Source organism: Aquisalinus luteolus (assembly GCF_009712425.2).
GTDB classification, from domain to species: domain Bacteria; phylum Pseudomonadota; class Alphaproteobacteria; order Caulobacterales; family Parvularculaceae; genus Aquisalinus; species Aquisalinus luteolus.
This window is the reverse complement of the sequence record NZ_VCJR02000001.1, coordinates 245,522-269,327: the sequence shown is the minus strand read 5'-3', so window position 1 is coordinate 269,327 and position 23,806 is coordinate 245,522. Positions and strand designations below refer to the sequence as shown.

19 protein-coding genes and 1 riboswitch are annotated in these 23,806 nt (G+C 61.0%); of the genes, 13 read left to right on the top strand and 6 right to left on the bottom strand.

What is annotated here, in order from left to right; genetic code table 11:
- The first annotated feature begins 2 nt into the window (after window positions 1-2).
- Window positions 3-749, top strand: a complete 747-nt coding sequence (locus FF098_RS01085) for a M48 family metallopeptidase (RefSeq protein ID WP_155136133.1) — start codon at window positions 3-5, stop codon at window positions 747-749.
- A 2-nt stretch (window positions 750-751) separates the two neighbouring features.
- On the opposite strand, the gene FF098_RS01080 is transcribed toward FF098_RS01085, so the two are convergent.
- The 3 genes from FF098_RS01080 to FF098_RS01070 all read right to left on the bottom strand — a co-directional run bounded on the left by FF098_RS01080 (window position 752) and on the right by FF098_RS01070 (window position 5,624).
- Entirely contained in the window at window positions 752-3,202 is a 2,451-nt protein-coding gene (locus FF098_RS01080) for a transglycosylase domain-containing protein (protein WP_155136130.1), read from the bottom strand.
- 151 nt (window positions 3,203-3,353) lie between these two features.
- Entirely contained in the window at window positions 3,354-4,535 is a 1,182-nt protein-coding gene (locus tag FF098_RS01075; RefSeq protein ID WP_166426265.1) for an OmpA family protein, read from the bottom strand.
- Window positions 4,536-4,742: 207 nt separating this feature from the next.
- The gene (locus tag FF098_RS01070; protein WP_155136124.1) at window positions 4,743-5,624 is read right to left on the bottom strand and encodes an RNA polymerase factor sigma-32; all 882 of its coding nucleotides are present in this window, start codon (window positions 5,622-5,624) and stop codon (window positions 4,743-4,745) included.
- A 277-nt stretch (window positions 5,625-5,901) separates the two neighbouring features.
- On the opposite strand from FF098_RS01070, the gene FF098_RS01065 reads away from it, so the two are divergent.
- Together FF098_RS01065 and FF098_RS01060 are read left to right on the top strand one after the other, a co-directional pair.
- Window positions 5,902-7,266 carry an NAD(P)/FAD-dependent oxidoreductase gene (locus tag FF098_RS01065; protein ID WP_155136121.1) on the top strand — a complete coding sequence of 455 codons (1,365 nt, stop codon included), beginning with the start codon at window positions 5,902-5,904 and terminating at the stop codon, window positions 7,264-7,266.
- A 1-nt stretch (window position 7,267) separates the two neighbouring features.
- On the top strand, window positions 7,268-8,077 hold the full coding sequence (locus tag FF098_RS01060) for a DUF1365 domain-containing protein (RefSeq protein WP_166426264.1): 810 nt from the start codon (window positions 7,268-7,270) through the stop codon (window positions 8,075-8,077).
- A gap of 3 nt (window positions 8,078-8,080) precedes the next feature.
- Here the strand turns inward: FF098_RS01060 and FF098_RS01055 are convergent, their stop codons facing one another.
- The gene (locus FF098_RS01055; protein WP_155136115.1) at window positions 8,081-8,860 is read right to left on the bottom strand and encodes an SDR family NAD(P)-dependent oxidoreductase; all 780 of its coding nucleotides are present in this window, start codon (window positions 8,858-8,860) and stop codon (window positions 8,081-8,083) included.
- A gap of 13 nt (window positions 8,861-8,873) precedes the next feature.
- Window positions 8,874-9,539 (bottom strand): DUF6134 family protein, encoded by a 666-nt coding sequence (locus FF098_RS01050; RefSeq protein ID WP_155136112.1) that lies wholly within the window; start codon window positions 9,537-9,539, stop codon window positions 8,874-8,876.
- Window positions 9,540-9,756: 217 nt separating this feature from the next.
- Here FF098_RS01050 and FF098_RS01045 point away from each other — a divergent pair, with 217 nt between their 5' ends.
- Genes FF098_RS01045 through astB form a run of 4 tightly spaced genes read left to right on the top strand, consistent with a single transcriptional unit; the run spans window position 9,757 to window position 14,873 of the window.
- Window positions 9,757-11,007, top strand: coding sequence for a hydrolase (locus tag FF098_RS01045; RefSeq protein WP_155136109.1), 1,251 nt, complete (start codon window positions 9,757-9,759; stop codon window positions 11,005-11,007).
- A gap of 25 nt (window positions 11,008-11,032) precedes the next feature.
- On the top strand, window positions 11,033-12,055 hold the full coding sequence (locus FF098_RS01040) for an arginine N-succinyltransferase (RefSeq protein WP_155136106.1): 1,023 nt from the start codon (window positions 11,033-11,035) through the stop codon (window positions 12,053-12,055).
- Window positions 12,052-13,518 (top strand): succinylglutamate-semialdehyde dehydrogenase, encoded by a 1,467-nt coding sequence (gene astD, locus FF098_RS01035; RefSeq protein ID WP_155136103.1) that lies wholly within the window; start codon window positions 12,052-12,054, stop codon window positions 13,516-13,518. Before FF098_RS01040 ends, astD begins: the two co-directional genes overlap by 4 nt.
- A gap of 11 nt (window positions 13,519-13,529) precedes the next feature.
- Complete coding sequence (gene astB, locus FF098_RS01030; RefSeq protein WP_155136100.1) at window positions 13,530-14,873, top strand: N-succinylarginine dihydrolase; 1,344 nt, start codon at window positions 13,530-13,532, stop codon at window positions 14,871-14,873.
- Here astB and FF098_RS01025 read toward each other — a convergent pair.
- Complete coding sequence (locus FF098_RS01025; RefSeq protein ID WP_166426263.1) at window positions 14,870-17,092, bottom strand: RyR domain-containing protein; 2,223 nt, start codon at window positions 17,090-17,092, stop codon at window positions 14,870-14,872. The genes astB and FF098_RS01025 overlap by 4 nt on opposite strands.
- A 189-nt stretch (window positions 17,093-17,281) precedes the next feature.
- On the opposite strand from FF098_RS01025, the gene FF098_RS01020 reads away from it, so the two are divergent.
- From FF098_RS01020 to FF098_RS00995, 6 genes are all read left to right on the top strand, one after another.
- A complete protein-coding gene (locus FF098_RS01020; RefSeq protein WP_188544036.1) occupies window positions 17,282-17,809 on the top strand; it encodes a hypothetical protein in 528 nt (175 codons plus the stop codon).
- Window positions 17,810-17,945: 136 nt separating this feature from the next.
- Window positions 17,946-18,938, top strand: coding sequence for a glutathione S-transferase family protein (locus tag FF098_RS01015; protein ID WP_155136094.1), 993 nt, complete (start codon window positions 17,946-17,948; stop codon window positions 18,936-18,938).
- Between the two features lie 56 nt (window positions 18,939-18,994).
- Window positions 18,995-19,184: riboswitch (cobalamin riboswitch) on the top strand.
- Between the two features lie 154 nt (window positions 19,185-19,338).
- A complete protein-coding gene (locus tag FF098_RS01010; protein ID WP_155136091.1) occupies window positions 19,339-21,168 on the top strand; it encodes a TonB-dependent receptor plug domain-containing protein in 1,830 nt (609 codons plus the stop codon).
- A 1-nt stretch (window position 21,169) separates the two neighbouring features.
- The gene (locus FF098_RS01005) at window positions 21,170-22,009 is read left to right on the top strand and encodes an ABC transporter substrate-binding protein (protein WP_155136088.1); all 840 of its coding nucleotides are present in this window, start codon (window positions 21,170-21,172) and stop codon (window positions 22,007-22,009) included.
- Window positions 22,006-22,989 carry a FecCD family ABC transporter permease gene (locus FF098_RS01000; RefSeq protein WP_155136085.1) on the top strand — a complete coding sequence of 328 codons (984 nt, stop codon included), beginning with the start codon at window positions 22,006-22,008 and terminating at the stop codon, window positions 22,987-22,989. The genes FF098_RS01005 and FF098_RS01000 overlap by 4 nt, the downstream gene beginning before the upstream one ends.
- Entirely contained in the window at window positions 22,982-23,761 is a 780-nt protein-coding gene (locus tag FF098_RS00995) for an ABC transporter ATP-binding protein (protein WP_155136082.1), read from the top strand. The genes FF098_RS01000 and FF098_RS00995 overlap by 8 nt, the downstream gene beginning before the upstream one ends.
- The last annotated feature ends 45 nt before the right edge of the window (window positions 23,762-23,806 follow it).

Below are 23,806 nucleotides of genomic sequence, written 5' to 3'. Positions count from 1 at the left end.
GCATGACCCTTCCCCGGGAGAAATCCCTCAAAGTTTCACCGCCCGACCCTGGTGCAGGTCCGAGCGTGCGTATCGGCGAGCGCGTGTTGCCTGTCGATGTGCGAATCAATCGCCGCGCCCGGCGGCTGATCATTCGCGTCGATGCGCTGGGCGGCCGCGTCCTGCTGACCTGCCCGAGCAAACGCTCCGTACCCGATGGGCTTTCCTTCGTCGAGAAACGGCGTGGCTGGATCGCGCAATGCCTGGCTGAAAGCCCGCAGACGCAGCCATTTCATGATGGCGCAATCGTGCCGGTGCGTGGGATCGAGCAGACGATCGTCCATACGCCGGGCCAGAGAAAGGCCGTGCGCGTCGACGGCCAGTCGCTCTATGTCGGCGGGGCGCCTGAGTTCCTTGCCCGCCGGGTCGAAGACTGGCTACGGGCCGAGGCAAGGCGGGAATTCTGCACTATCGCCGACGAGCTCTGTGACAGGATCGGTGTCATCCGTAAACGGATTACCGTGCGCGACACACGCTCGCGCTGGGGCTCCTGCTCATCGGCGGGCGCGATTTCCTTGAGCTGGCGGCTGATCATGGCGCCGGAACATGTCTACACCTATGTCGTCGGGCATGAAGTGGCGCATCTGAAACACATGGATCACTCGCCCGCTTTCTGGCGTGTGGTTGATGAATTGATCGAGGATCGCCACCCCGCGCAGGAGTGGCTGAAGGCCCATGGCGCCAGCCTCTACGGCATTGGCGTACGTTGATATCAACCGCCCGTACCGGGATCTGGAAGGGCGACCTCTGGAGATTGAGGCTCTGAGAGCTGACCGTTGAGGAAGGCGCCAAGCTCATCCCCCTCTGGCAGGGTCTGCGCCGCCTCCTCTTCTTCGAGTATATCCGCCACAAGATCGTCCATGCTCGCCTGCGCCCGTGGCAGCGGCCTGTCAGCGGGTGGCGGCGCTGTCATTTCATAGGACATATCGTAAGGCACAGCCGGGTCGGCAGCCGCATCGTTTCGGCTGAACAGCCCGCGGAACTGGTCGAAGATCGACGGCAGGAAGGGTTGCGGCTCCCACGGCGTGTAGGGCAGGTCCGGCCTGTCATTCAGCACTGCGACCATCATGTCCTTCCACAAGACCGCCGGCGCACCGGAGCCGCTGACCGGTGCCCAGCCATCGCGCATTGGGGAATAGTCATCCTTGCCGAGCCAGACGACGCCGGTCACACCCGCAGCATGGCCGGCGAACCAGGCATCCCGGCTTTCCTGTGTCGTGCCGGTCTTGCCCATGGCGACATAACCCGGCAGCGCCGCCGCCTTGCCGGAGCCATCATCGATGGTCTGGCGCAACATGTGGTTAAGGGCGATCAGGTCATCCTCTGCGACGACGTAGCGGCCCGGCTTTTCCTCACGGGCGTAGAGCACCTTGCCGCCCTCGGTATAGATAGACGTGATGATATAAGGCTCTGCCGTGACGCCGTGATTGGCGAAGGGCAGATAGGTGGCGGCGAGGTCGAGTGGCGTTGCCTCGTTCACGCCAAGGGCCAGTGCCGCGCCCGGATCGATTTCGCCCGGAAACCCGAGACGCTTTGCAACGGCGACGACGCGGTCGCGACCGGTTTCCTCCTGCAGGCGGATGGCAGCAGCATTGAGCGAGCGGGCGAGCGCCTCGGCCATCGGCACAGCGCCATAATACTTGTCTTTGTAGTTCGACGGTGCCCAGTCGGACAGCTCGACCGGCGTGTCGAGAATGATGTCGTCCGGCCGGCGGCCGTCTTCCAGCGCTGCGAGGTATACGAACGGTTTGAAGGCGGAACCCGGCTGGCGCAAGGCGTGGGTCGCCCGGTTATATTCGCTCTCTGCATAGTCCTTGCCGCCGATCATCAGGCGCACGGCTCCGTCGGATTCCAGCGCCACCATGGCGACCTGTACAGTGTCGGCAACGCGGGTATCGCGCTCTGTCAATGTCGCAATGGCAGACTGGGCGCGCTGGTGCGCAGCCAGGTCGATCGTCGTGTGAATGATGATGTCATGCTTGAGCTGCGGCATGATCTCGTTCAGCTCCGCCATGGCAAAATCTGTCGCATATGGCGCCGGGTTGCGGCGGCGCGAAACGGAAGCAATTCGTTGGCTGGTGATGGTCTCGGCGTCTTCCGGTTTCAGGTAACCGGCATCGACCATGGCGGCGAGCACGACTTTTGCGCGTTCCCGGGCAGCATCGGGGCTGGCGGAGGGCGAGTAGCGCGAGGGCGCTTTCAGCAAGCCGGCGAGCATGGCTGCCTCCCCGACTGTCAGGTCCTCCGGCGCTTTCTCGAAATAGCGTTCAGATGCAGCACTGATGCCCCAGGTGCCGGCACCGAAATAGACATTGTTGAGATAGAAGGCGAGGATCTCGTCCTTGGAATAGGTCATCTCCAGCTGCAGGGCGAGCAGCATCTCCTGCATCTTGCGCTTGATAGTGCGATCAGGCGTCAGGAAAACGTTCTTGGCGAATTGCTGGGTAATGGTCGAACCGCCCTGCCGCACACTGCCCTCGCGCAGGTTGACAATCAGGGCACGGATGATAGCGACCGGATTGACACCCCAGTGGTGATAGAAATTGCGGTCCTCCGTCGCGAGGAAGGCCTGGACCACATGGGGCGGCAGGCTTTGGACAACAACCGGTTCTCCGTGGAGCTGGCCATAGCGGGTCAGGAACTCACCCTGCGCATCGACAAGAGTGATCTGGGCCGGACGCTGGAGATGTTCCAGGGAGCTAAGCGGCGGCAGGTCGCGGCTGTAATAATAGATGACGCCGAGCGAGAGGATAAAGCAGCCGAACCCGACAAAGCCCACCCGAAACGCAATACCGCCCGCCCCTTTCACCCAGCCGGGTATGCCGGGACGCACCGCGCGACGAGATGCGGGACGGCGGCGCGAAGCAGGCTTGCGGCCAGAGGCGGCTTTACGCGGAGAGGCAGCCTTGCGCGATGGGCCGGCTTTTCGGGCCGGACCCGCGGCGGCGTTGCCGGCAGGTGCTTTTCTGGCTGTTGCGGAGGGCTTTGCAGTTTTCCTGCCCTTCCCCATCCATGGGATCAGTTTCTCCAGAAGGGGATGATGAACAGCACCCGCCTTGCCACTGCCACTCTTGCTACCGGCACGAGGTCGCCTGGCCGTCGCCCGCGCGGACGGGCGCCGGCGCGGTGTCGAACCGGAGCGGGTGGACGGTTTTCTGGCCATAAGGTGCAGCTTTGCGCGGGCGGCTTAATACATGATTAAGCAAACCGGGCAGGTGAAAAAAATGAGGTAAAATACGCGGGCTAGCTATGCCGGGCATAAAAAAACCGGCGCAGAAACCTGCGCCGGTTTTCTTGAACTAAATTCAGACCGATTAGAAATCGAACATGACTTCCGTACGGCGGTTGAGCGGTTCGCGAACACCGTCAGCCGTCGGCTTGGCCGGGTTGCTTTCGCCCAGAGCCTGGGTCGTGATCAGGCCACCGGAAATGCCGTTGGCGACCAGAGCTTCACGAACAACAGCTGCACGGCGAGCGGACAGGGCGTTGTTGTAGGAAGCCGAACCGGAGGTGTCGGTGTTACCCTGAACCGTGACGCTCGTCGGATTGTATTCCAGAGCTTCAGCCGACTTGGCGGCAATCAGGTCCTGAGCAGCGACGCTGAGGTTCGATTTGTCGAAGTCGAAATAGACAACCAGATCGAGATCATCAGGGATGACTTGATCTTCAACGATTTCTGGCTCTGGCGGACAAGTTGCGGTCGATACGACGCGGCTGCCATCCCAGCAGTTCTTGTAGGTTACCGGAGGCTCTTCCTCGATAACGACCGGAGCCGGAGCACCGAAGTTCCAGCGCAGGCCGGCAGTGACTTCCTGAGCGCGGTAGCCAGCTTCGATCGGGGTGACCGGACCGTTGATGGCTGCACCATACTCGAAGGAGTCGGTGACCAGATAACGGTACCCGAGGTCGACATCGACCGTGTCGGTCAGATCGAACGTGAAACCAGCAAGTGCCTGAACGGCCGTTGCATAGTCCTTGTCACCCATGACGATGAGGTAAGGCTGGTTCGGGCTGGAAGCCGGAGCGGATACGATAGAAGAGTTGTTTGCTTCCGGACGGATGTAACCAAGACCAACACCGGCACCGATATAAGGTGTGAAGCGGGATTCGTTGGTGAAATCCTTGAATACGTTAACCATCAGCGTGTGAACGGTAAGGTCGCCGATGTTGCCGCCGCTCGGGAAGCCAACGAAGCCAAGGCCGTCGCCTTTCAGCTCGTCGATTTCCTGTGTGCGCGTGGACAGTTCCAGCTCGGCGCGCAGGCCGTTGTTCAGGTATTTACCGAACGAACCGTAGATGTTCAGCGACTCGTCGAGGTCATAGTTGGTGACGAAAGACGCAGGAACGGCGCTGCCGGTATCCTCGAAATCATTTTCGTCTTCAGCAAACGTATAGCCGAAGCCGAGCTCGCCATAATAACCCTGATCCTGAGCAGAAGCTGCCGAGACCATCGCCAGTGAGCCAGCGGCCGCCAGCAGTGCAATTTTAAGTTTCATAATCCCCTCCTGTAAGGTGACTGCATAGTAGTGCATCGCAACGCACAATTAAACCAATAAGTCCTGTTTAGCTAGTCCAGAACTGGATGAGCAACAGGTTTTTCCGGAATTTCGTTCCCCGAAAATCCATTTACCAAGACATGTTGCATAATCGTCGCGGTAAAACAAGGAAAGCCGGTCCGGAGCGCCGCCCTTAAACGTGTCAAGTTAGGCATTTTCAAGGCCGATATAAGCTGAATGCCCTTCCGATGTTAAAGTATTTCTAAGCTTGCCTATGGCCTGCTTTTCGATTTGCCTCACACGCTCTTTCGAAAGGCCAAGGTCTACGCCAAGTTGTGAGAGTGTTACTTTGTCACTATTGAAAAAACGCTCATTGATAATCGTTTTCTCGCGATCGGTAAGCTGATCCATGGCGGATCGTAACCAGGCATTGCGGCGCTTTTCATCAATGGATGTACTGGCGACATCTTCGGGCAGGTCGCGTTCATCGGGGATAAGGTCCTGACGTTCCGTGTCGCCTTCCTCATTGAAGGTTGCGTTGAGGGACATGTCCTTGTTGCGCAGGCGGCCGGTCATGAAATCGAGATCGTCTTCGGTAACCTTGAAGCGTTTCGCGATGGTCTCGCGTGTCTCTCCATTACCATTGCCGCGATCAACCTCCTCGATCATCGAGCGGATACGGCTAAGGTTAAAGAAGATGGTCTTGTGGGCCGACTTGGAGCCGATGCGAACGATCGACCAGTTTCTAAGGACGTAGTCCTGCATCGACGCGCGGATCCACCAGCCTGCGTAAGTACAGAAGCGTACTTCACGGTCCGGGTCGAATCGCTTGGCCGCCTCGAGCAGACCAATACCGCCTTCCTGTATAAGGTCGGCCAAGGGAAGGCCATAACCGCGAAACTTGATTGCAGTGGATACCGCCATGCGCATGTGCGACTCGGTCAGCTTGGCCAATGACTTCTCGCATTTGTCGTCACGCCATCGGACCGCGTAGTCATATTCTTCTTCCGGCTCGAGCAGCGGCGCTGTCATTGCCTGCCGGATCATGTCCTTCACGTAGTCGCGTTCAGCATAAGCGGTAGAAGCCATGGTGTTCCTTTCCTGCGCAATGATGCGTTAACAACCGGCACGTCAAAGAGTTCGAAAAAACTTCTGCTCAGGGAACTTTTGGTCAGACATGCTCACCGCAGAGCCTCAGGGCGAGCGCCCTGACAATCTACCGAAACTCCTCGCGTGCAAATTCACTCCCATTCACAAACGCGTTATCCGCTGGCTCTTTGTCGCTTTGTGCCAACGTAACAACATGCATACGAACATTAGAGGGCCGCTACCTCGCGAGCCATAACGCGTAAGGCAATAAAGTCAGATGAAAATAGCAATTATCGGGTCGGGCATTGCGGGGCTCAGCGCGGCCTGGGCCCTTCACCGGGACCACGAGATTACCCTGTTCGAACAGGATGACCGACTGGGGGGACATTCCAATACAGTAGACATGCCGGACGGCTTTGGCGGCCAGGTTGCCGTCGACACTGGCTTTATCGTCTACAATACCCACAACTATCCCAACCTCGTAAAGCTGTTCGAGGCGACGGGTGTGGCGACAGAGGCGAGCGACATGTCGTTCGCAGTATCTATCGGCAAGGGGCATACGGAATATTTCGGCGATGTGCCCGGCATGTTTGCCCAGCGGCGCAACATATTGCGCCCGAGCCACTGGCTGATGATCCGCGACATCATGCGCTTCTACAAGGAAGCGCCGTCTTATCTGGACCGGGCGCGGGAGGCGAATTTGTCTATCGGCGAACTGCTCGCAGGACTCGGCTATTCCTCCGCCTTCCGCTATCGCCATTTGCTGCCTATGGCCGGCGCGATCTGGTCGACGCCGGTCGAACAGGTCAACGAATTCCCGGCGGAGAGCTTCATCAATTTCTTCCAGAACCACCGCCTGCTGGAAATGGACCTGCAGGCACGTCCGGTCTGGCGCACGGTGACGGGCGGCAGCCGTACCTATGTCGACAAGGTCACCCGGCTGTTCGCCGACCATATCGCCATGGGCTGCCCGGTTCGGGCGGTGCGCCGAAGCGACGAGGGTATAGAAGTATCCTTCGGGGCGGAGATCCTCGAACAGGCAACTTTCGACGAGGTGATCTTCGCCTGCCATCCGGACCAGGCGCTGTCGATCCTCGGCACAGAAGCGAGCATGGCCGAGCGCGATATTCTCGGCAGCATCGCCTATGAGAAGAACCGCGCCATTCTGCATACGGATGTCAACCAGATGCCGCGCCGCAAGCGGGCGTGGGCGAGCTGGAACTACATTGCCGCGCGGGAGGCTCATGAAGACGGCCCCTCGCCCGTCGCACTGACTTACTGGATGAACAAGCTGCAGAATTTGAACACTGCGGAACCGGCGCTGCTGACGCTGAATCCGCTGGAGGAGCCGGACCCGGCAAAAGTGATCGGCGAATGGTCATACGATCATCCGCAATTCACCCGCGCCGCCCTGCGCGGTCAGCGGGCGTTGCGGGAAATACAGGGCGCCGGGGGCGTATGGTTCTGCGGCGCCTGGTGCGGACATGGCTTCCACGAGGATGGCGCGGCAGCAGGCTTTGCCGTTGCCAAGGCGCTCGGCTCACCGGTGCCGTGGAGCGACGAGATCACCGAAATGAGCCCGTCGGCAGAAAATGCTGCTCCGCTTGCGCCGCCAGCGCGCCGGGTCTATGCCGCTGAATAGGATGAGCGACAAGACGACAGGCTTTTACTCGAAGATTTATACCGGCGCGGTGTCGCACCGGCGGATCAGGCCTGTCTCCCACCGTTTTGCCTATCGCATCTTCTCGCTGCTGATCGATATCGACGAGCTGCCGCGTCTCGACAAGGCCCATCGCTGGTTTGCCCATAACCGGCTGGCGCTGATGAGTTTTCATGACAAGGATCATGGGGCGAAGGATGGCAGCGCATTGCGGCCATGGATCGAGGAGAAGCTGGCCGAGGGTGGATTCGATTTCACGCCGGGCCGGGTGAAGCTTTTATGCTTCCCGCGTCTGTTCGGCTTCGTTTTCAATCCGTTGTCAGTGTGGTTCTGTTATGACACGGAGGATGTGCTGCGCGCAGTTCTCTATGAAGTGCGCAACACGTTCGGCCAGTGGCGGGCATACATGATGCCGGTCGACCCGGACAGGGCGCCCGGGGAAATGATCCGCCAGGCTTGCGACAAGGAATTCTATGTCTCGCCGCTGATGGAGATGGATTGCCGCTATCACTTCACACTGGCGGAACCGGGCGAGAAACTGAGTATCGCCATTCGCGAGACAAGGGCCGATGAACGCACGCTGCTGGCGGCGCAGACCGGCACGGCGCGAGACTTCAATGACAGGAACCTGCTGCGCACCTTCCTGTCCCATCCGCTGATGTATTTCAAGATTGTCGCTGCGATCCACTGGCAGGCAATCCGTACCCTGATCAAGGGCGCGCCGTTCCGCGTCAATCCGCAGACACAGACCGGCGATGTGCTCTATCCCGCCCGGGAAAAACCGGCGGAATAAGCCCTACCCTTCCTTGTCATCCGGCATGAAGTTCTTCGTCACCGACAGGGCGATGGGGGATGGCAAAATGCCGAGCGTTTTCGTCAGCAGCGCCATTTGCCAGGGAAAGGCGACATGGAAGGTGTCGCTGCAGATGCCCTTGTACATGGCCTGCGCCCCGTCCTCGAGTTCCATCAGGAACGGCATGTCGAACTCGTTCTTGTCGGTCAGCGGCGTTTTCACGAAACCGGGGCAGATGACCTGGATGTCGACACCGGCCTCGTCCAGTTCAGGCTTCAGCGCCTCGCACATATTGATGAGGCCTGCCTTGGTCATGCCATAGGCAGCGGAGGTCGGCAGGCCGCGATAGCCGGCGACCGAGGCGACGACGGAAATCTTGCCGCGTCCTTCGCTCATCATCTTTGGCAGCAATGCCTCGATGCAGTTGACCGTGCCCATCAGATTGATGTCGGTCAGCAATTTGAAATCGTCGGCGGAAAAGCTCTTCGCCCGCACCGGCTTGTGTGTGCCAGCGTTGAGCACGGCGATGTCGATCGAGTGAAAAACGCTGCGCGCCTTTTCCAGTGCGGCGGCGATGCTGTCACGGTCGGTGATATCGCAGGGCACTGCGAGGATCTCACCTTTCAGGTCGCTAGCCTCATGAGACAGGGCGTTGAGGTCGTCTTCCGACCGGGCGGAGGCGGCAACGCGCCAGCCATCGCGGGCCATGATGAGGGACAGCGCGCGGCCAATGCCGGAGCTCGCCCCGGTGATCCAGGCAGTCTTGTTGGGGAATGTCGGCATATCAAAAGTAAACTCAGCTTTCAGGGTCTATCGGCTGATACTCTATGTAGCTACCGTCGAACTCGAAGGCGAGTTTGCGCAAGCGCTTGTCTGTATAGCAAAGCGTGAGATCGAGATCGCCTGACAGCTCGTAGCAATCCGCGCCGAGCGCCTCATCGCGGGTCATGACCGCTTCTTTCTGCTCCATCAGCGTGCCGCGCTGGGTGTCGAGCAGGGTCGTGGCGTGGACGATATCCATGTCCCAATAGCTGGTCGGCACGATGCCGGGCGCGGTCTCTATCTCGCCCTCCATGCCGTCGACGATGAAAAGACCATCTTCCAGCATGCCGGAGACGGCGAAATCGTCGCCGTTCTCGGTGGTCTCCGTCTCGATCGCGACAAGCTGACCGTCGCGCCATGTCTCCCGGTTCTGGTGTTCATAACGATAGAGCGGGATGGGGCCGAAGGAGACATCGATATTGATGTCGATGAGGGCGGTCAGCGTATCTCCGTCGCGGGAAAACCGGATGGTATGATCGCCGATCCTGTTGCCGTTGCGCATGATCGCGAAGGCAAAATCCTGCGGCACCGACCCTGCGTGAGCCATTTCCTCGGGTTCGTCAGCCGAAAGGGCCGCGCCGGGAAGTGAGATAAAGGCGCCAGCGGCGGCCAGCAGACTTGCAGTTTTACGACCAACCATACACAACACACCTCGTCCCTGATAATCTTTGCATGATAACAGCTAGTTACGCCGTCCGTTCCGAAAAGGTTGCAGCATGGGCAGACTATTGCCCGCCATCGCGTGGCCGGGGCAGTAAATGCTTCCCCCTTCCTTCGCCGGGGTGGAAGCCTGCTTTTCGATAACTGGCTGGCGGCTGCCATTGCCATAGGCAATAAAAGGCCTATCACTAGGGGTCATGACAGCAAAAACTGACTTCAAGACACACCTGTCGGTTATCGACGGCGCAACGGAGCGCATGGTCGAGACGATCACCGGCTGGGCAAACATGAACAGTGGCAGCGGCCATCTGGATGGGATTTGCCGGGTCGCCGATTCGGTCGTGCCCGCCTTCGAGGCGGCGGGGCTGGAAAGCGCCTATCGCGAGCCGGATGCAGTAACCCATGTGGATGACGGGGGCAACGTCATCGAAATCCCGCGCGGCGGCACGTATCATTTCTCCAACCGGCCCAATGCCAATCGTCGCATCCTGCTGACCGGTCATCTCGACACGGTGTTCCCGAAGGAGCACCCGTTCCAGAAAGTAAAGCGCAAGAAAGACGAGCGCGGCGAGTTCCTGCACGGACCCGGGACCGCCGACATGAAGGGCGGTATCTGCGTGATGCTGGAAGCGATCAAGGCGTTCGAGCAAAGCCCGTTCGCAGACGCCGTCGGGATCGATGTTTTGCTGAACTCCGACGAGGAGACCGGCTCCCACGCCTCCGCCGCGGCCCTGGCCGAAAAGGCGCGCGGGGCGGATATCGGCCTCGTCTTCGAGCCCGCCCTGCCCGATGGCACACTCGCCGGGGCCCGTGCCGGCAGCGGGCATTATACCTTCACCGTGCGTGGCAAATCAGCCCATGCGGGCCGCGAATTCCACCTTGGCCGCAACGCGATTGTCGGCGCAGCGAAAGTTATCGAGGCGATCAACGAACTGAATGGCCAGCGCGACGGCACGACCCTTAACCTCGGCGTCATCAATGGCGGCCAGGCGACGAACGTCGTGCCCGACACCTGCGTTGTACGAATGAATATTCGCGGACGCAGCCCGGAAGACCTGAATTGGGCCGATGAGAACATCCACCGCGTGATCGAGGCGGGCGGCTTCGGCGAGGATATCGCGGTCGAGCTGCATGGCGGCATCCACCGCCCGGTCAAGGCCGATGAGGGTGGCACCCGCGCCCTGTTTGAACTGGTAAAATCTGCCGGCGCCGACCTTGGCATCGGCATCGACTGGAAGCCGACGGGCGGCTGCTGCGACGGCAACAACCTCGCCGCCGCGGGGCTGCCCAATGTCGACACGCTTGGCGTCGTAGGCGGGGCGATCCATTCGCCCGACGAATACGCCATCATCGACAGCTTCGTGCCCCGCGCCAAACTTGCCAGCCTCGTCATGATGCTGCTGGCCTCCGGCGAGGCCGCCTGGCCCGACCGCCTGACACCGCAATAGTTATTTGAGACAGGAGACCCAAGGGATGGTTCGTGTTCGTCCTGCTGAACAGAATGACCTGCCCGCGCTGATGGAGCTTGCGGGCAAGACCGGTCGCGGCATGACCACCGTGCCGCAGTCGGAGCGCACGATGCAGCACCGCATCTATCTCTCGCAGGAGGCTTTCGCCCGCCCCCGCCCAACGGAGAAGGGCGAGATATTCTTCCTCGTGCTGGAAGATGATAGCGAGGTCATCGGCATGGCCTGTATCTTTACCCATCTAGGCCATGACCGGCCGTTCTATTCCTATCGTATCTCGCACATCTCCAGCCATTCGCCGGAACTGGAACTGCGCACTGACGCGAACGTGCTGACGCTGGTCAACGATTTCCACGGCTATACGGAGATCGGGACGCTGTTCGTCGACCCGGACAAGCGCGGCGGCGGTGTCGGGCGGCTGCTTTCCTTCTCTCGCTTCATGCTGATGGCCGCGAACCCGGGACGCTTCGGCGACAAGATCATGGCCGAGATTCGTGGCTGGGCCGACGAGAATGGCGATTTCCCCTTCTGGGAACATGTCGCGCGGAAGTTCTTCCATCTCGAGTTCGATGAGGCCGACAAGCGCAGCGCTAATGATTTCCGCTTCATCGCCGACCTGATGCCGAAATATCCGATCTATGCGGATCTTCTGCCGAAACAGGCGCAGGAAGCGATCGGCAAGCCGCATGATTCATCGCGCCCCGCCATGGAACTGCTGATGCGACAGGGTTTTCACTATGAAAACCTGATCGATATCTTCGATGCTGGCCCCAGCCTGCAGGCGCGGATCGAGAACATCACCACGATACGCAATGCCGAGCGCCGCCGCGTCGAGAAGGGTAAAGAAGTAAAGGGCGACATGCCTGCCCTCGTTGCGAAAATCGGCATGACCGACTTTGCCTGCATCAGCGCGCATGTTGACGCGGTCGATGCTGACACCATCATCCTCAGTCAGGACCAGATAGACGAACTGGGTGTGAAAGAGGGCGAGGAAGTGCTCGTCACGCCCGTGAAAGGACGCAAATCATGACCGACAGCCTGTACATCAACGGAACATGGAAAAAAGGATCGGGTGCGGAGTTTTCCTCAATTGCCCCCGGCACCGGCGAGACCCTTTGGACCGGCACGATGGCCGGGCCGGGCGAAGTCGATGAAGCCATCGCCGCCGCCCGTGCCGCGTTCAAGCCCTGGGCGAAGAAAAGCTTCGATGAACGCCTCGCCATCATCAACGCTTTCGTCGAGGAACTGAAAGAGCACAAGGAAGAGATCGCCGCCGCCATCGCCCATGAGACGGGCAAGCCGCTCTGGGATGCGCGCACCGAGGCAGGCGCGATGATCGGCAAGGCCGCGATTTCGGTGAAAGCCTATGAAGAGCGCACCGGCACGAAGACCGGCGAGGCCGCAGGCGCGACCATGCGCCTTGCCCACCGCCCCCATGGCGTGATGGCCGTGATCGGCCCGTTCAACTTTCCGGGGCACCTGCCGAACGGCCACATCATCCCGGCGCTACTGGCCGGCAACACGGTCGTGTTCAAGCCCAGTGAATTGACGCCGATGGTCGCCGAAAAGACGCTGCAGCGCTGGGAGGCCGCTGGCCTGCCAGCCGGTGTCATCAACCTCGTCCAGGGCGGGCGCGAGGTCGCTGAGCAGCTGGTCGCCGATGAGCGCGTTGCAGGCATCCTGTTCACCGGCGGCATCCAAGTCGGCCGGGCGATCCACAAGGCCCTCGCCGGACAGCCGGACAAGATCCTGGCGCTGGAGCTGGGTGGCAACAACCCGCTGATCGCGTGGGACGTGGAAGACAAGCAGGCGGCGGCACGGATCATCCTGCGCTCTGCCTACATCACCTCCGGCCAGCGCTGCACCTGCGCCCGCCGCCTGATCGTTGAGGACGGACCGGAAGGCGAAGCGCTGATCGCCGCGCTCGACAGCCTGCTCGGCAAGGTCCGCGTCGGTGTGCCCGATGAGGAACCTGAACCGTTCATGGGCCCGCTCATTTCCGGCGATGCCGCACAGAGCGTCCTCAAAGCGCAAGACGAACTCATCGGTGCCGGGGCCCACGCCGTGCGGCTCGCTATGCTCACGCCCCAAGGGGCCGCCTTCGTCACCCCGGGCCTGATCGACGTGACCGACGTGAAGGACCGCAAGGACGAGGAAATCTTCGGGCCTGTGCTGCAGGTGATCCGTGTCGGGAGCTTTGAAGAGGCACTGGCGGAGGCGAACGACACCCGCTTCGGGCTTGCCGCCGGTCTCATCTCCGACAGCCACGATCTTTTCGAGACATTCATTCATGAGATCAATGCCGGGATCGTCAACTGGAACCGCCAGACGACCGGCGCGTCCGGCGCAGCGCCGTTCGGCGGGCCCGGCCTGTCGGGCAATCACCGCCCGGCCGGCTATTATGCCGCCGACTATGCCGCCTGGCCGATGGCGAGCCTGATCGCCGAAGGCAGGGTGACGGACGACACGGTTACACCGGGCATCAACGACTGAGACACGAGACCATGAGCACTGCAAGCGAGATCAATTTCGACGGGCTCGTCGGGCCGACCCATAATTATGGCGGCCTGTCCATGGGCAACCTCGCCTCGATGACCAATTATGGCGAGGTCTCGAACCCCCGCGCTGCCGTGCTGCAGGGCCTCGGCAAGATGCGTACCTTGATCAAGCTCGGCCTGACGCAGGGCGTACTGCCGCCGCAATCGCGTCCGCACCTGCCGACGCTGCGGGCCTTCGGTTTCACCGGCACCGACGCGCAGATGATCAAGGCCGCCCATGCTGCTTCGCCTGCCTTTCTCTACAACACAGCATCAGCCTCCTGCATGTGGACGGCGAATGCGGCGACGGTCTCACCCAGCGCCGATACGCAGGACGGCAAGGTGCATTTCACGCCGGCCAATCTGGGGTCGATGTTCCACCGCTCTATCGAGGCGGACCAGACAGGCCGGGCCCTGAAAGCGATCTTTGCCGACGAGGCCTATTTCACCCATCACGCGCCCCTGCCCTATGGCGGCGCGATGGGCGATGAGGGCGCGGCGAATCATGGCCGTTTCGCCACCGCCCATGGCGAGCAAGGTGCTGAACTGTTCGTCTACGGACGCTCCGCCTTTGAAAAGCTGGAAAGCATGAAATTCCTGCCGCGCCAGGCTGTCGAGGTCTGCCACGCAGTCGCGACCAAGCACCGGCTGCGGTTCGAAAACACGATCATCACGCGCCAGTCTCGCAAGGCGATCGAAGCCGGCGCTTTCCACAATGACGTCGTCTCGGTGACCAACGGCACCTGCCTGTTCTATCACGAGGAGGCCTTCGAGGACCTTGCCCAGACGCAGGCACAGATCCGAAAGGCGTGCGAACCGCTGGGCTTCGAGCCGGTCTTCATCGAAGTGCCCGCGGCGCAAGTGTCGCTTGAAGATGCTGTCACCTCATACCTGTTCAACTCGCAGCTCGTCACCCTGCCCGACGGCACGATGGCGCTGATCCTGCCGACCGAGGCCGAGGAGAACCCGCGCACAAAGGCCTTCGTCGACGGCATGCTGGAGAGCAATTCCAACCCGGTCTCGCAGGCCTTCTATCTCGACCTGAAGCAGAGCATGAAAAATGGCGGCGGTCCGGCCTGCCTGCGCCTGCGTGTTGTGCTGACCGAGGCCGAACAGGCCGCGACATCGACCGGCGCGATCCTGACTGAAGACCGGATCACCGAACTGGAAACATGGGCGGGCAAGCATTACCGCGACCGGCTTGCGCCGGCCGATCTCGGCGATCCGTCCCTGTACAAAGAAAATTGCCGGGCGCTGGATGAGCTGACACAGATCCTCGACCTCGGCCCGATCTACGACTTCCAGCGCTAGGGCTGCACCCTGCTCGCATCGATCAGCGCGGGACCGGAGAAATCCCCCGCGCCATCGGCGATGATGATCGTGCGAGCGCGATTGTTGAGATAGCTGCTGACGGCAGCATCGCCTTTCAGTTCAACGATCCACTCCAGCCTGGCGTGCCCCTCAAGCCCGGTTGCCAGCGGTGCCGTGCCCGCATCGAGCAGGATCAATCGGTGCGGCAATTTCTGCATAGAGAAATAGTCCAGAACCGCTGGAGTAAGTACAGAGGTGCATCCCTGTGCCGGGCGACATAGAAGTGTCCAGAACCGGTCGGGATGCTCGGCAATCAGTGTCGGCAGGACGGTTTCAACTAGCTTTGCCAAAGTCTGTTCATCCGCCTCACCACCGACCGGTTCCGCGATACCCAACCAGTATTCATGGCGGATCGAGCTATGGGTTGGCTTGTCAGTACGCTGTAGCAGTTGGTCACTCAGCAACTGGACCTGATTGCGGTCATACTGCTTCAGTTCCTCGGTCAGCCCGTCATAATCATTGAGCAGGTCCGGATGGATGCGGCGGGCATCGTCGCGCGGGCGACCGGCGCGCCAGCCATCGACCCAGCGTCCCGCCATCCAGGATTGATGCTCCAGATCGGCCATCGCTTCCATCTCGTCTCGATGGATCAGGGTGAAGCCATCCGGCACGCTCATATCCGTATGCGGCGGAATATGACATCCGGCGCTGGCGAGCTTGGCCGGGATATGGTCCGCTCCGCGGCGGTTCGACTGGCGCTTGGTCTCAGAAAGGCGGTTCCAGGCGTTGAGGCTCTCCTGACGGCTGGCGCTATTGTCCGGCGAGAACTGCTCGTGGCGCGAGGTAACGTAACCGGTATGGATCGACTGCGCGTAAAATTCCGCATTACCTTCAAACACGCTGACAGAGCAGGATGCCGATTGCAGTCCCCAAGGCCTGATCGCATCATGAAAACGCCGAGAGCCATCGAGCGGTGCGGTCAGCGAGCGGATACCATCATAGCTGTCCATCCGCGGAAACAGCGGCGCACGCCAGCACCCGGTGCGCGTCATCGCGGTGTGCAAGGCAAGGGTGCGTTCCAGCACCACAGTGTCGCTTTGTGCGAACAGAAAGACAGCCGTGACCGGCACCTCGGACTCTACGCTCTGCATCAGGGACGGTGAGACAGAACCTTCATGTTCCACGAAAGCGATATCGGCAAGGCGGTCTATCTCCGGCATCACGAGTCGCAATTCTTGGTCACGGGCGTTGGCTCTGTCGGTGAGGATCGTCACGCGCGTGCGGCCGAGATCCGTCGTCAGGATCGCCGGCAGCATGGTATAAAGGAGACTAAACGCATACGGATCATATCCGTCGAAGACCATATGTACTCGCTCCTGCCCGCGCAGGCGGGCGACGGCGAACAGGTGATGCTCCCAGATGAATTGCCGCGCGGCTACATCACGGATGGACAGGGGATAAACCTCCAGCCGCTCGCGCAGCCGCTCGACGGCGTCGGACTGGCTGATCTGGCGCCAGAACTCCAGATGGTCGATCAGGACATAGGCCTTCAGCGCGCCTTCCCTCTCCTTGCTCTCTGATTTCCCGATCTTCGCCCGGACACCACTGACCATGTCGAGCACGAGGGCCGTTTCGAGATTTTTCTGGTCTTCGGGCCCCACAAAGATGATGCGCTGCGCGTGGCCCGCATTGACGGCTTCCAGCGCGGCGATGTCGTGATAATCCGCCGCGACCAGTTCAATATCATATCCGCGGCACCAGGCTTCATCGCCTGGCTGCGGATCTGGCGTCATGGCGATGATGGGATATCTTTCACCCATCATGTCCCGCATGATCCACTCGCTATGGAGAAAGGCACGGCCCTTTTCATCCAGCCCGCAAACGATGACATGGCCTTTCAGGCGCGACAGTCGCCAACGGCGAATGCGGTCGGCAAAGACCATCAGCACGGTTTTCAGGATTGCGCCGAGACCGGCGGCGACGGCGAGGAAGCGCCCGACATGGAGCGCGACGTTGTCAGGCGCAGCGTTGCCAGCTTCGCCATCGGCAAGAAACATGAGGAGTGTGCTGTACAGAACATCAGAGAGCAGCGCGCCGCCGGTGACCCCCGCAGCCGCATGATGCACGCTCCACCCGATAAGACCGAACACGAGACCGAGAGCGCCGGCCGCCGCGACCAGCATCCAGATCCAGAAATCGCGTGAGCGCTCTTGCTTCATGATCGCAGCTTTCATCCCCGTTTGAGCCTCACACTCAACCGATTATGCCGTAAAATCAATATGTTCTGCTTTTCATTGGTCTCCATCGCATTTTACCTGAACAAGGGTTGCGATTTCGTGATCATTCGTGTTTCGCCAAAAGGAACAGACAGACGTAGGAAAGCGATGGGCTAACAACCGGAGAGAGACATGAACCACACGACATCGAAACCCGTCCAGATAGCGCTGTTCGGCGCCAGCCTTTTCATTTCCGCAATTTTCCTCGACAGCCTGCGCTTCAAGTTCACCGGCCATCCGACCCCGGAACATATCTTCACCACCCTGCGCGACTGGTCCGGCATCGGCCTGTTCTATCCGGCAGGTCCGTGGATCATCGGCCTTGCCGAGCTTGCCGCTTCCATCCTGCTGATCGCGATTCCGGTCATCCTTTTGCTGACGAAAGGCGACAAGCGTCTCGCCGGACTGTCGCAGGCGATGGGCGCATTGAACGCCCTCGGCGTAATGACCGGTGCCATCACCTTCCACCTGTTCACCCCGCTCGGCATCCCGACACCGACCCAATGGGAGAACGGCATGATCGTCGAGGAAGGCTCCTTCCTCTTCATCGCCGCCTGTATCAGCTGGTTCTGCGCATTGTTCATTCTCGCCATACGCGGCAAGGATGCGCTGGCCTATGGCCGAAGCCTGATCGGGCCGCGCAACGCGAAGATGGCCTGACACCGCCGTTCAGAACAAGTTTTCCCGTTTGCAGAACAATCATTTGAGGAATCGAGACTGGGTTTGCGCACTCATCGGCACAATCTTGTGTTCATGAGACACACGCAAACCCGACAACTTCAAGGGAGATGACCTGATGGGACTTCTCGTCGACGGCAAATGGCAGGACAAATGGTACAACACCGATGAAAACGGGGGGCGCTTCAAGCGATCCGAAAGCCAGTTCCGCAACTGGATCACCAGAGACGGCAGCGCCGGGCCGACGGGCAAGGCCGGTTTCAAGGCAGAACCCGGGCGCTATCACCTTTATGTTTCCTATGCCTGCCCTTGGGCACACCGCACGCTGATCTATCGTGCCCTGAAGGGGCTGGACGACACGATCGATGTTTCCGTCGTCCACTGGCTGATGAAGGAAAACGGCTGGACCTTCAAAAAGGACGATGACGGCATCGTCGGCGACAAGCTGTTCGACAGTGACTTCATGTACCAGGTCTATCTGAACGCCGACCCGAATTATTCAGGGCGCGTTACCGTGCCTGTGGTATGGGACAAGAAACAGCAGACCATCGTCTCCAACGAATCCGCAGATATCATCCGCATGTTCAACGACGCCTTCAACGAAGTCGGCGCGACCCCCGGCGATTATTACCCCAGAGACAAACGCGACGAGATCGATGCCCTGAACGAGCGGATCTATGACACGCTGAACAATGGCGTCTACAAGTCCGGTTTTGCGACGACGCAGGATGCCTATGAAGAGGCTGTCGAGCCGCTGTTCGAGACGATGGATTTCCTCGAGGACCGCCTGTCGCGCCAGCGATTCCTGACCGGTGACGAGCCAACTGAGGCCGACTGGCGCCTGTTCCCGACGCTGTACCGGTTCGACCCGGTCTATTTCGGGCATTTCAAATGCAATATCCGCAGGCTGACGGACTACCAGAATTTGTGGGGTTATACCCGCGACCTTTATCAATGGCCGGGCATTGCCGAAACGACAAATCTGGAACACGCCAAGCGCCATTATTACGAGAGCCATGACATGGTCAATCCGACCGGCGTCGTGCCCGTCGGCCCGGCGATGGACTTTGACGCGCCGCACAAGCGCGAGCGGCTGGACAAGGCTGCCTAGCCTGCCACAGCGATTTCATAAAGGGCGTCTTCGTTGACAAGCGGGACGCCCTTCTGCATAGACTTCTCCCAGATGGTGCCCCGGTAACACGGGGCTAAGAGGGAACCCGGTGTAAATCCGGGGCTGTGCCCGCAACTGTCAGCCAGGAGCTGACGGCCACGATGCCACTGGCGTGAAATGCGCCGGGAAGGCGGCCGGAAGCGTCGATCGGTGAGTCAGGAAACCTGCCATCGCGTCGTTCGTGCCGGGGCCGGGTCCAGCCTTCCGCGTACGGGAAAGTCTCTTTCCTCTGCAACGACAATCGAAAACCGAGCGCTGCCGCCGTGCACTTTTCGTGTGCGGTTCTTGTCATTGCTCCTTTCCGGTTGCGGCAGGCCGGTACGGGCAAAAGGAACGAGACATGAAAAGACTACTCCTCCTGGCTGGCACTGCCGGCCTTTCCGCCGCCTTCCCTGCTATCTTTCCTGCCTTTGCGCAGGGTGATGCGTACAGGGACGAAATTATTGTCGATGGCACGCGACTCGACCAGTTGGCGACCGAAACCGGCTCTTCGGTGGCCATCATCACCGACGAGATCCTGTCGCAATATGCCTTTGTGGTCGATGCGCTGGCGCGCGCACCCGGCGTAACCGTGAACCAGAATGGCGGCTATGGCGGCGCGGCAAGCGTGCGCATCCGCGGGGCCGGTAGCGAACAGACGCTGGTATTGATCGATGGCGTGGCGGTCAACGACCCGTCAGCTCCCGGCGGCGGCTATGATTTCGCCCGTCTTGATTCGGATCAGATCGCGCGAATCGAGATCCTCAAAGGCCCGCAATCGACCCTGTGGGGCACGGATGCCATCGGCGGTGTCGTCAACATCATCACCAAACGCCCGGAGGAAGGCCTCGGCGCCACGTTGTTCGGCGAGGCTGGCTCCTTCAATACGCTGCGCGGCGGCGCGGCCGTTGCTGGCGCGAACGAGGCGGGCGATTTCCGCCTGTCGGCAACGAGGACGGATACGGACGGTATTTCCAAGGCCGATGAAAACAATGGCAATACCGAAGACGACGGCTATGAGGCGACCACCTGGGCTGCACGCGGCGGGCTGAACCTGCCAGCCTCGGCACGCCTCGATGCAATGCTGCTTTATACCGATGCAGAGACAGAGTTCGACAGTTTCGTCTTCGGGGCCGAAGGCAATGTCGGCGATGGCGACGAAACCACTGAGACGGAGGAATTCTCGGGCAATATCGCCCTGAACGTCCCACTGTTCGACGGCAGGCTGGAGAACCAGCTCGTCGCCGGGTTTGCCGATATCGAGAGGGTGAATTTCGCAAGCGGCGTGGAGAGTTTTTCTGCGCAAGGCGAGCGCAGCCTGTTGCGCTATCAGGGCACGCTCGCCATCGATGCGAAAAGCACTCTCGCCTTCGGGGCTGAGCAGGAAGAGACGAGCGCCGATGGTGACGAGACCACGATCACCGGCCTGTTCGCGCTTTATGAACTGAAACCGGTCGAAAGCCTGACCCTGACAGCGGGCCTGAGGAATGACGATCACGACCGCTTCGGCTCGAAGACGACGGGCCGGGCCGCTGTCGCTTGGTCGCCGCGCGAGACGATGACGGTGCGGGCGAGCTGGGGCCAGGGCTTCAAGGCCCCGACCCTGTTCCAGACAACCTTCCTGTGTTGCGGACTGACCGAGCCTGCGTCTGACCTGGCGCCGGAAACATCCGAAGGGGTCGATCTCGGCGTCGACCTGCGCACACCGGATGGCCGGGGCACAGCCAGCATCAGTGTCTTCGCGCAGGACACGGAAAATCTCATCACCTTCAATATCGGTCGGTATGAGAATATCGCCGAGGCGACCTCGCAAGGCATTGAGCTGTCAGGCGAGTACAAGCTAACAGGCTGGCTCACTCTTGGCGGCACTTATGCTTATATCGAAGCCGAAGATGGTGACGAAAACGAACTGATCCGTGTGCCGAATTATACAGCGACCCTGCGCGCTACCTTTGACCCGGGCGGGCCCTTTTCGAGTAGCATCGACCTGCGTCATACTGGGAAGCAGATGGATTCCACCGGCCCGGTCGATGGCTGGACCCGGGTCGATCTCAACGGGTCATATGACCTCAGCGAGACGCTGGAGCTTTATGGCCGGGTCGAGAACCTGTTCGATGCCGACTATCAGCAGCTGCTTGGTTATGGCACGCCCGGCCTTTCCGGGTCTGCCGGGATCAGGGTAAGGCTGTGACATGATCAAGAGGCTGACGATCATCGCTTTCTCCCTTGCCGCCTGCTCCGCCCCGGCGGATCAGGTGGCGAGCGTGGAAGGCAATAAGGCACCCCGCCGGATCGTCAGCCTCGATTATTGCGCCGACCAGTATGTGCTGGCGTTGGCGGAGCGAGAGGACATCCTCGCGCTCTCACCCTATTCGGAAGACGAGTATTCATATTTGCGCGCTGAGGCCGCCGGTATTCCCAAAGTGCGCCCCGTCGCCGAAGACGTGCTGGCACTGAAGCCGGACCTGATCGTGCGTACCTATGGCGGCGGTCCGCAGGCGGCGGCGTTTTTTGCGGCGGCTGGCGTACCGGTGGTACAGATCGGCTATGCTGCGACTCTCGCCGATGTGCCGGGCGTTCTCGAACAGGCAGCATCCGATCTGCAGGCTGAGGAAAAGGGCGCAGAGATTATTGGCGACTACCGGGAGAGGCTGGATGCGATTGAGCCGCAAAGCCAGCCTCGCACAATCCTCTACATGACCTCCGGTGGTGTCACGACCGGCCCGGGCACCATGATCGACGAGATGTTCACCGCTGCAGGCCTCGTCAATTACGAGACCCGCCCCGGCTGGCATGCCCTGCCGCTGGAGCGGCTGGCCAGGGAAAAGCCGGACCTTGTCGCCAGCGCCTTTTATGAGACGGGCACGGATTATATGGATGCGTGGAGCGCCAGCGGACATCCTGTTGCCCGGCGGCAATTACGCGAGCGCCCGGTCATCCCTCTCGACAGCGCCTGGACCGCCTGTGGCGGGTGGTTCCTGATCGAGGCGATTGAGGCACTGGCGGAAGCCCCCGCAGGAGAAAGCTCATGAGCCGCTGGCTTCTCCCCTCCCTCATTGCCGCCAGCATTGCGGCGCTTTTCGCGGCCTGCTTCCTCGGCTCGACGCCAATGGGCGTGTCCCGGGTCCTCGCAGCCTTGTTCGGTGGCGGCGAGGCTGGTGATGCCGTCATCATCTGGCAGATCCGCCTGCCCCGGGCGCTTGCGGCGTATGTCGTCGGCGCGGCTCTGGCGATCAGCGGGGCAGCGCTGCAGGGCCTGCTGCGCAACCCGCTGGCCGAACCCGGCGTCCTCGGCGTCACCGCCACCGCATCGCTGGGCGCGACCTTCTCTCTCTATTACGGCCTGACCGCCCTCTCCGTCTGGGTGCTGCCGCTCAGCGCCATTGCCGGGGCACTGGCCGCGACGGCCTTCATCGCCATTGCGGCAATCCGCATACGGCACATGGTGACGCTGATCCTGATCGGGGTCGGCCTTGCCAGCTTCGCCGGGGCGCTGATGTCATTGCTGATGAATTTTGCGCCAAACCCGTTCTCCCTGTCGGACATGATCAACTGGATGCTCGGCTCCGTCGCCAATCGCGGGCTTGACGATATCGCCCTCGCCGCACCCTTCATGATCGCCGGGCTGGCGCTGCTGTTCGTGACGCGGCGCGGCCTGTCAGCCCTGACGCTGGGCGAGGAAGCGGCCCATGGCATCGGCCTTGACCTCAGGCGCCAGCGGCTCGCGGTCATCGCCGGGACAGGCCTTGCCACCGGCGCGGCGGTCGCCATTGCCGGCGGTATCGGCTTCATCGGCATCGTCGCGCCACATCTCATCCGCCCGCTGACAGGCCATGACCCGGCCCGCAGCCTGCTGCCCTCCGGCCTTCTTGGCGGCGTCATCCTCGTCCTTGCCGATATCACCGTGCGCCTGTTGCCGACAACGAACGAGCTGAAGCTGGGCGTCGTTGCGGCACTGATCGGCGCACCCGCCTTTGTCTGGATCGCCATGAGGAGGCGCCCCCATGGCTGAGCTTGTCGCAAAAAACCTCACCGTCTCGGCGGGCGCGAAGGCGATCCTGTCGGACGCTTCCATCACTCTGCGGCAGGGCGAACTCGTCGCCGTACTCGGCCCGAACGGTGCGGGCAAGACGACGCTGGCCCGGGCCATGCTGGGCGTGGAAATGCATGCAGGGTCATCAGAGCTTGATGGCAAACCCGTTACATCCTTTTCGCCGATGGACCGTGCGCGGAAGATCGCCTACCTGCCGCAGATTCGACCGCTGGCATGGCCCGCTGCCGTGCGCGATGTCGTCGCCCTCGGCCGCTATGCCCATGGCGCTGCCATCGGTCGGTTGAAAGCCTGCGATGCAGAGGCTGTCAACCGATCATTGGGTGCCTGTGATCTTCACCCTCTCGCAGACCGGGCGACAGACACCCTGTCGGGCGGCGAGCTGGCGCGTGTGCACCTCGCCCGGGCCTTTGTCGCCGAAGCGCCGCTGATGATCGCCGACGAACCGGTCGCCGCCCTCGATCCGCGTCACCAGTTCCAGGCCATGAATCTGCTGCGCCGTTATGTGGACGAAGGTAATGGCGCGCTCGTTATCCTGCACGATATCGCCTTAGCCGCCCGCTTTGCCGAACGGCTCGTGTGGATGAAGAACGGGCAAATCCTCGCCGATGGGTCGGTCGAGGAGACCTTGACCGAGACACGGCTGGAAGAGGTCTATGGCATCAGCGCCCGGATCGTGGAAACGGAAGATGGCCCGGCGATTATCGTCCGGTCACCGGCACGGCAGGTTTAAGCCGGCAGGGAGTGGCATCGGCCGCCAAGCCGCCTATAGTGCGCT

What these genes read in the sequence shown, in the direction of transcription:
- FF098_RS01085 (WP_155136133.1), top strand. Translation starts at nt 3, where the DNA reads ATGACCCTTCCCCGGGAGAAATCCCTCAAAGTTTCACCGCCCGACCCT.
- FF098_RS01080 (WP_155136130.1), bottom strand. Translation starts at nt 3,202, where the DNA reads ATGGCCAGAAAACCGTCCACCCGCTCCGGTTCGACACCGCGCCGGCGC.
- FF098_RS01075 (WP_166426265.1), bottom strand. Translation starts at nt 4,535, where the DNA reads ATGAAACTTAAAATTGCACTGCTGGCGGCCGCTGGCTCACTGGCGATG.
- FF098_RS01070 (WP_155136124.1), bottom strand. Translation starts at nt 5,624, where the DNA reads ATGGCTTCTACCGCTTATGCTGAACGCGACTACGTGAAGGACATGATC.
- FF098_RS01065 (WP_155136121.1), top strand. Translation starts at nt 5,902, where the DNA reads ATGAAAATAGCAATTATCGGGTCGGGCATTGCGGGGCTCAGCGCGGCC.
- FF098_RS01060 (WP_166426264.1), top strand. Translation starts at nt 7,268, where the DNA reads ATGAGCGACAAGACGACAGGCTTTTACTCGAAGATTTATACCGGCGCG.
- FF098_RS01055 (WP_155136115.1), bottom strand. Translation starts at nt 8,860, where the DNA reads ATGCCGACATTCCCCAACAAGACTGCCTGGATCACCGGGGCGAGCTCC.
- FF098_RS01050 (WP_155136112.1), bottom strand. Translation starts at nt 9,539, where the DNA reads ATGGTTGGTCGTAAAACTGCAAGTCTGCTGGCCGCCGCTGGCGCCTTT.
- FF098_RS01045 (WP_155136109.1), top strand. Translation starts at nt 9,757, where the DNA reads ATGACAGCAAAAACTGACTTCAAGACACACCTGTCGGTTATCGACGGC.
- FF098_RS01040 (WP_155136106.1), top strand. Translation starts at nt 11,033, where the DNA reads ATGGTTCGTGTTCGTCCTGCTGAACAGAATGACCTGCCCGCGCTGATG.
- astD (WP_155136103.1), top strand. Translation starts at nt 12,052, where the DNA reads ATGACCGACAGCCTGTACATCAACGGAACATGGAAAAAAGGATCGGGT.
- astB (WP_155136100.1), top strand. Translation starts at nt 13,530, where the DNA reads ATGAGCACTGCAAGCGAGATCAATTTCGACGGGCTCGTCGGGCCGACC.
- FF098_RS01025 (WP_166426263.1), bottom strand. Translation starts at nt 17,092, where the DNA reads ATGAAGCAAGAGCGCTCACGCGATTTCTGGATCTGGATGCTGGTCGCG.
- FF098_RS01020 (WP_188544036.1), top strand. Translation starts at nt 17,282, where the DNA reads ATGAACCACACGACATCGAAACCCGTCCAGATAGCGCTGTTCGGCGCC.
- FF098_RS01015 (WP_155136094.1), top strand. Translation starts at nt 17,946, where the DNA reads ATGGGACTTCTCGTCGACGGCAAATGGCAGGACAAATGGTACAACACC.
- FF098_RS01010 (WP_155136091.1), top strand. Translation starts at nt 19,339, where the DNA reads ATGAAAAGACTACTCCTCCTGGCTGGCACTGCCGGCCTTTCCGCCGCC.
- FF098_RS01005 (WP_155136088.1), top strand. Translation starts at nt 21,170, where the DNA reads ATGATCAAGAGGCTGACGATCATCGCTTTCTCCCTTGCCGCCTGCTCC.
- FF098_RS01000 (WP_155136085.1), top strand. Translation starts at nt 22,006, where the DNA reads ATGAGCCGCTGGCTTCTCCCCTCCCTCATTGCCGCCAGCATTGCGGCG.
- FF098_RS00995 (WP_155136082.1), top strand. Translation starts at nt 22,982, where the DNA reads ATGGCTGAGCTTGTCGCAAAAAACCTCACCGTCTCGGCGGGCGCGAAG.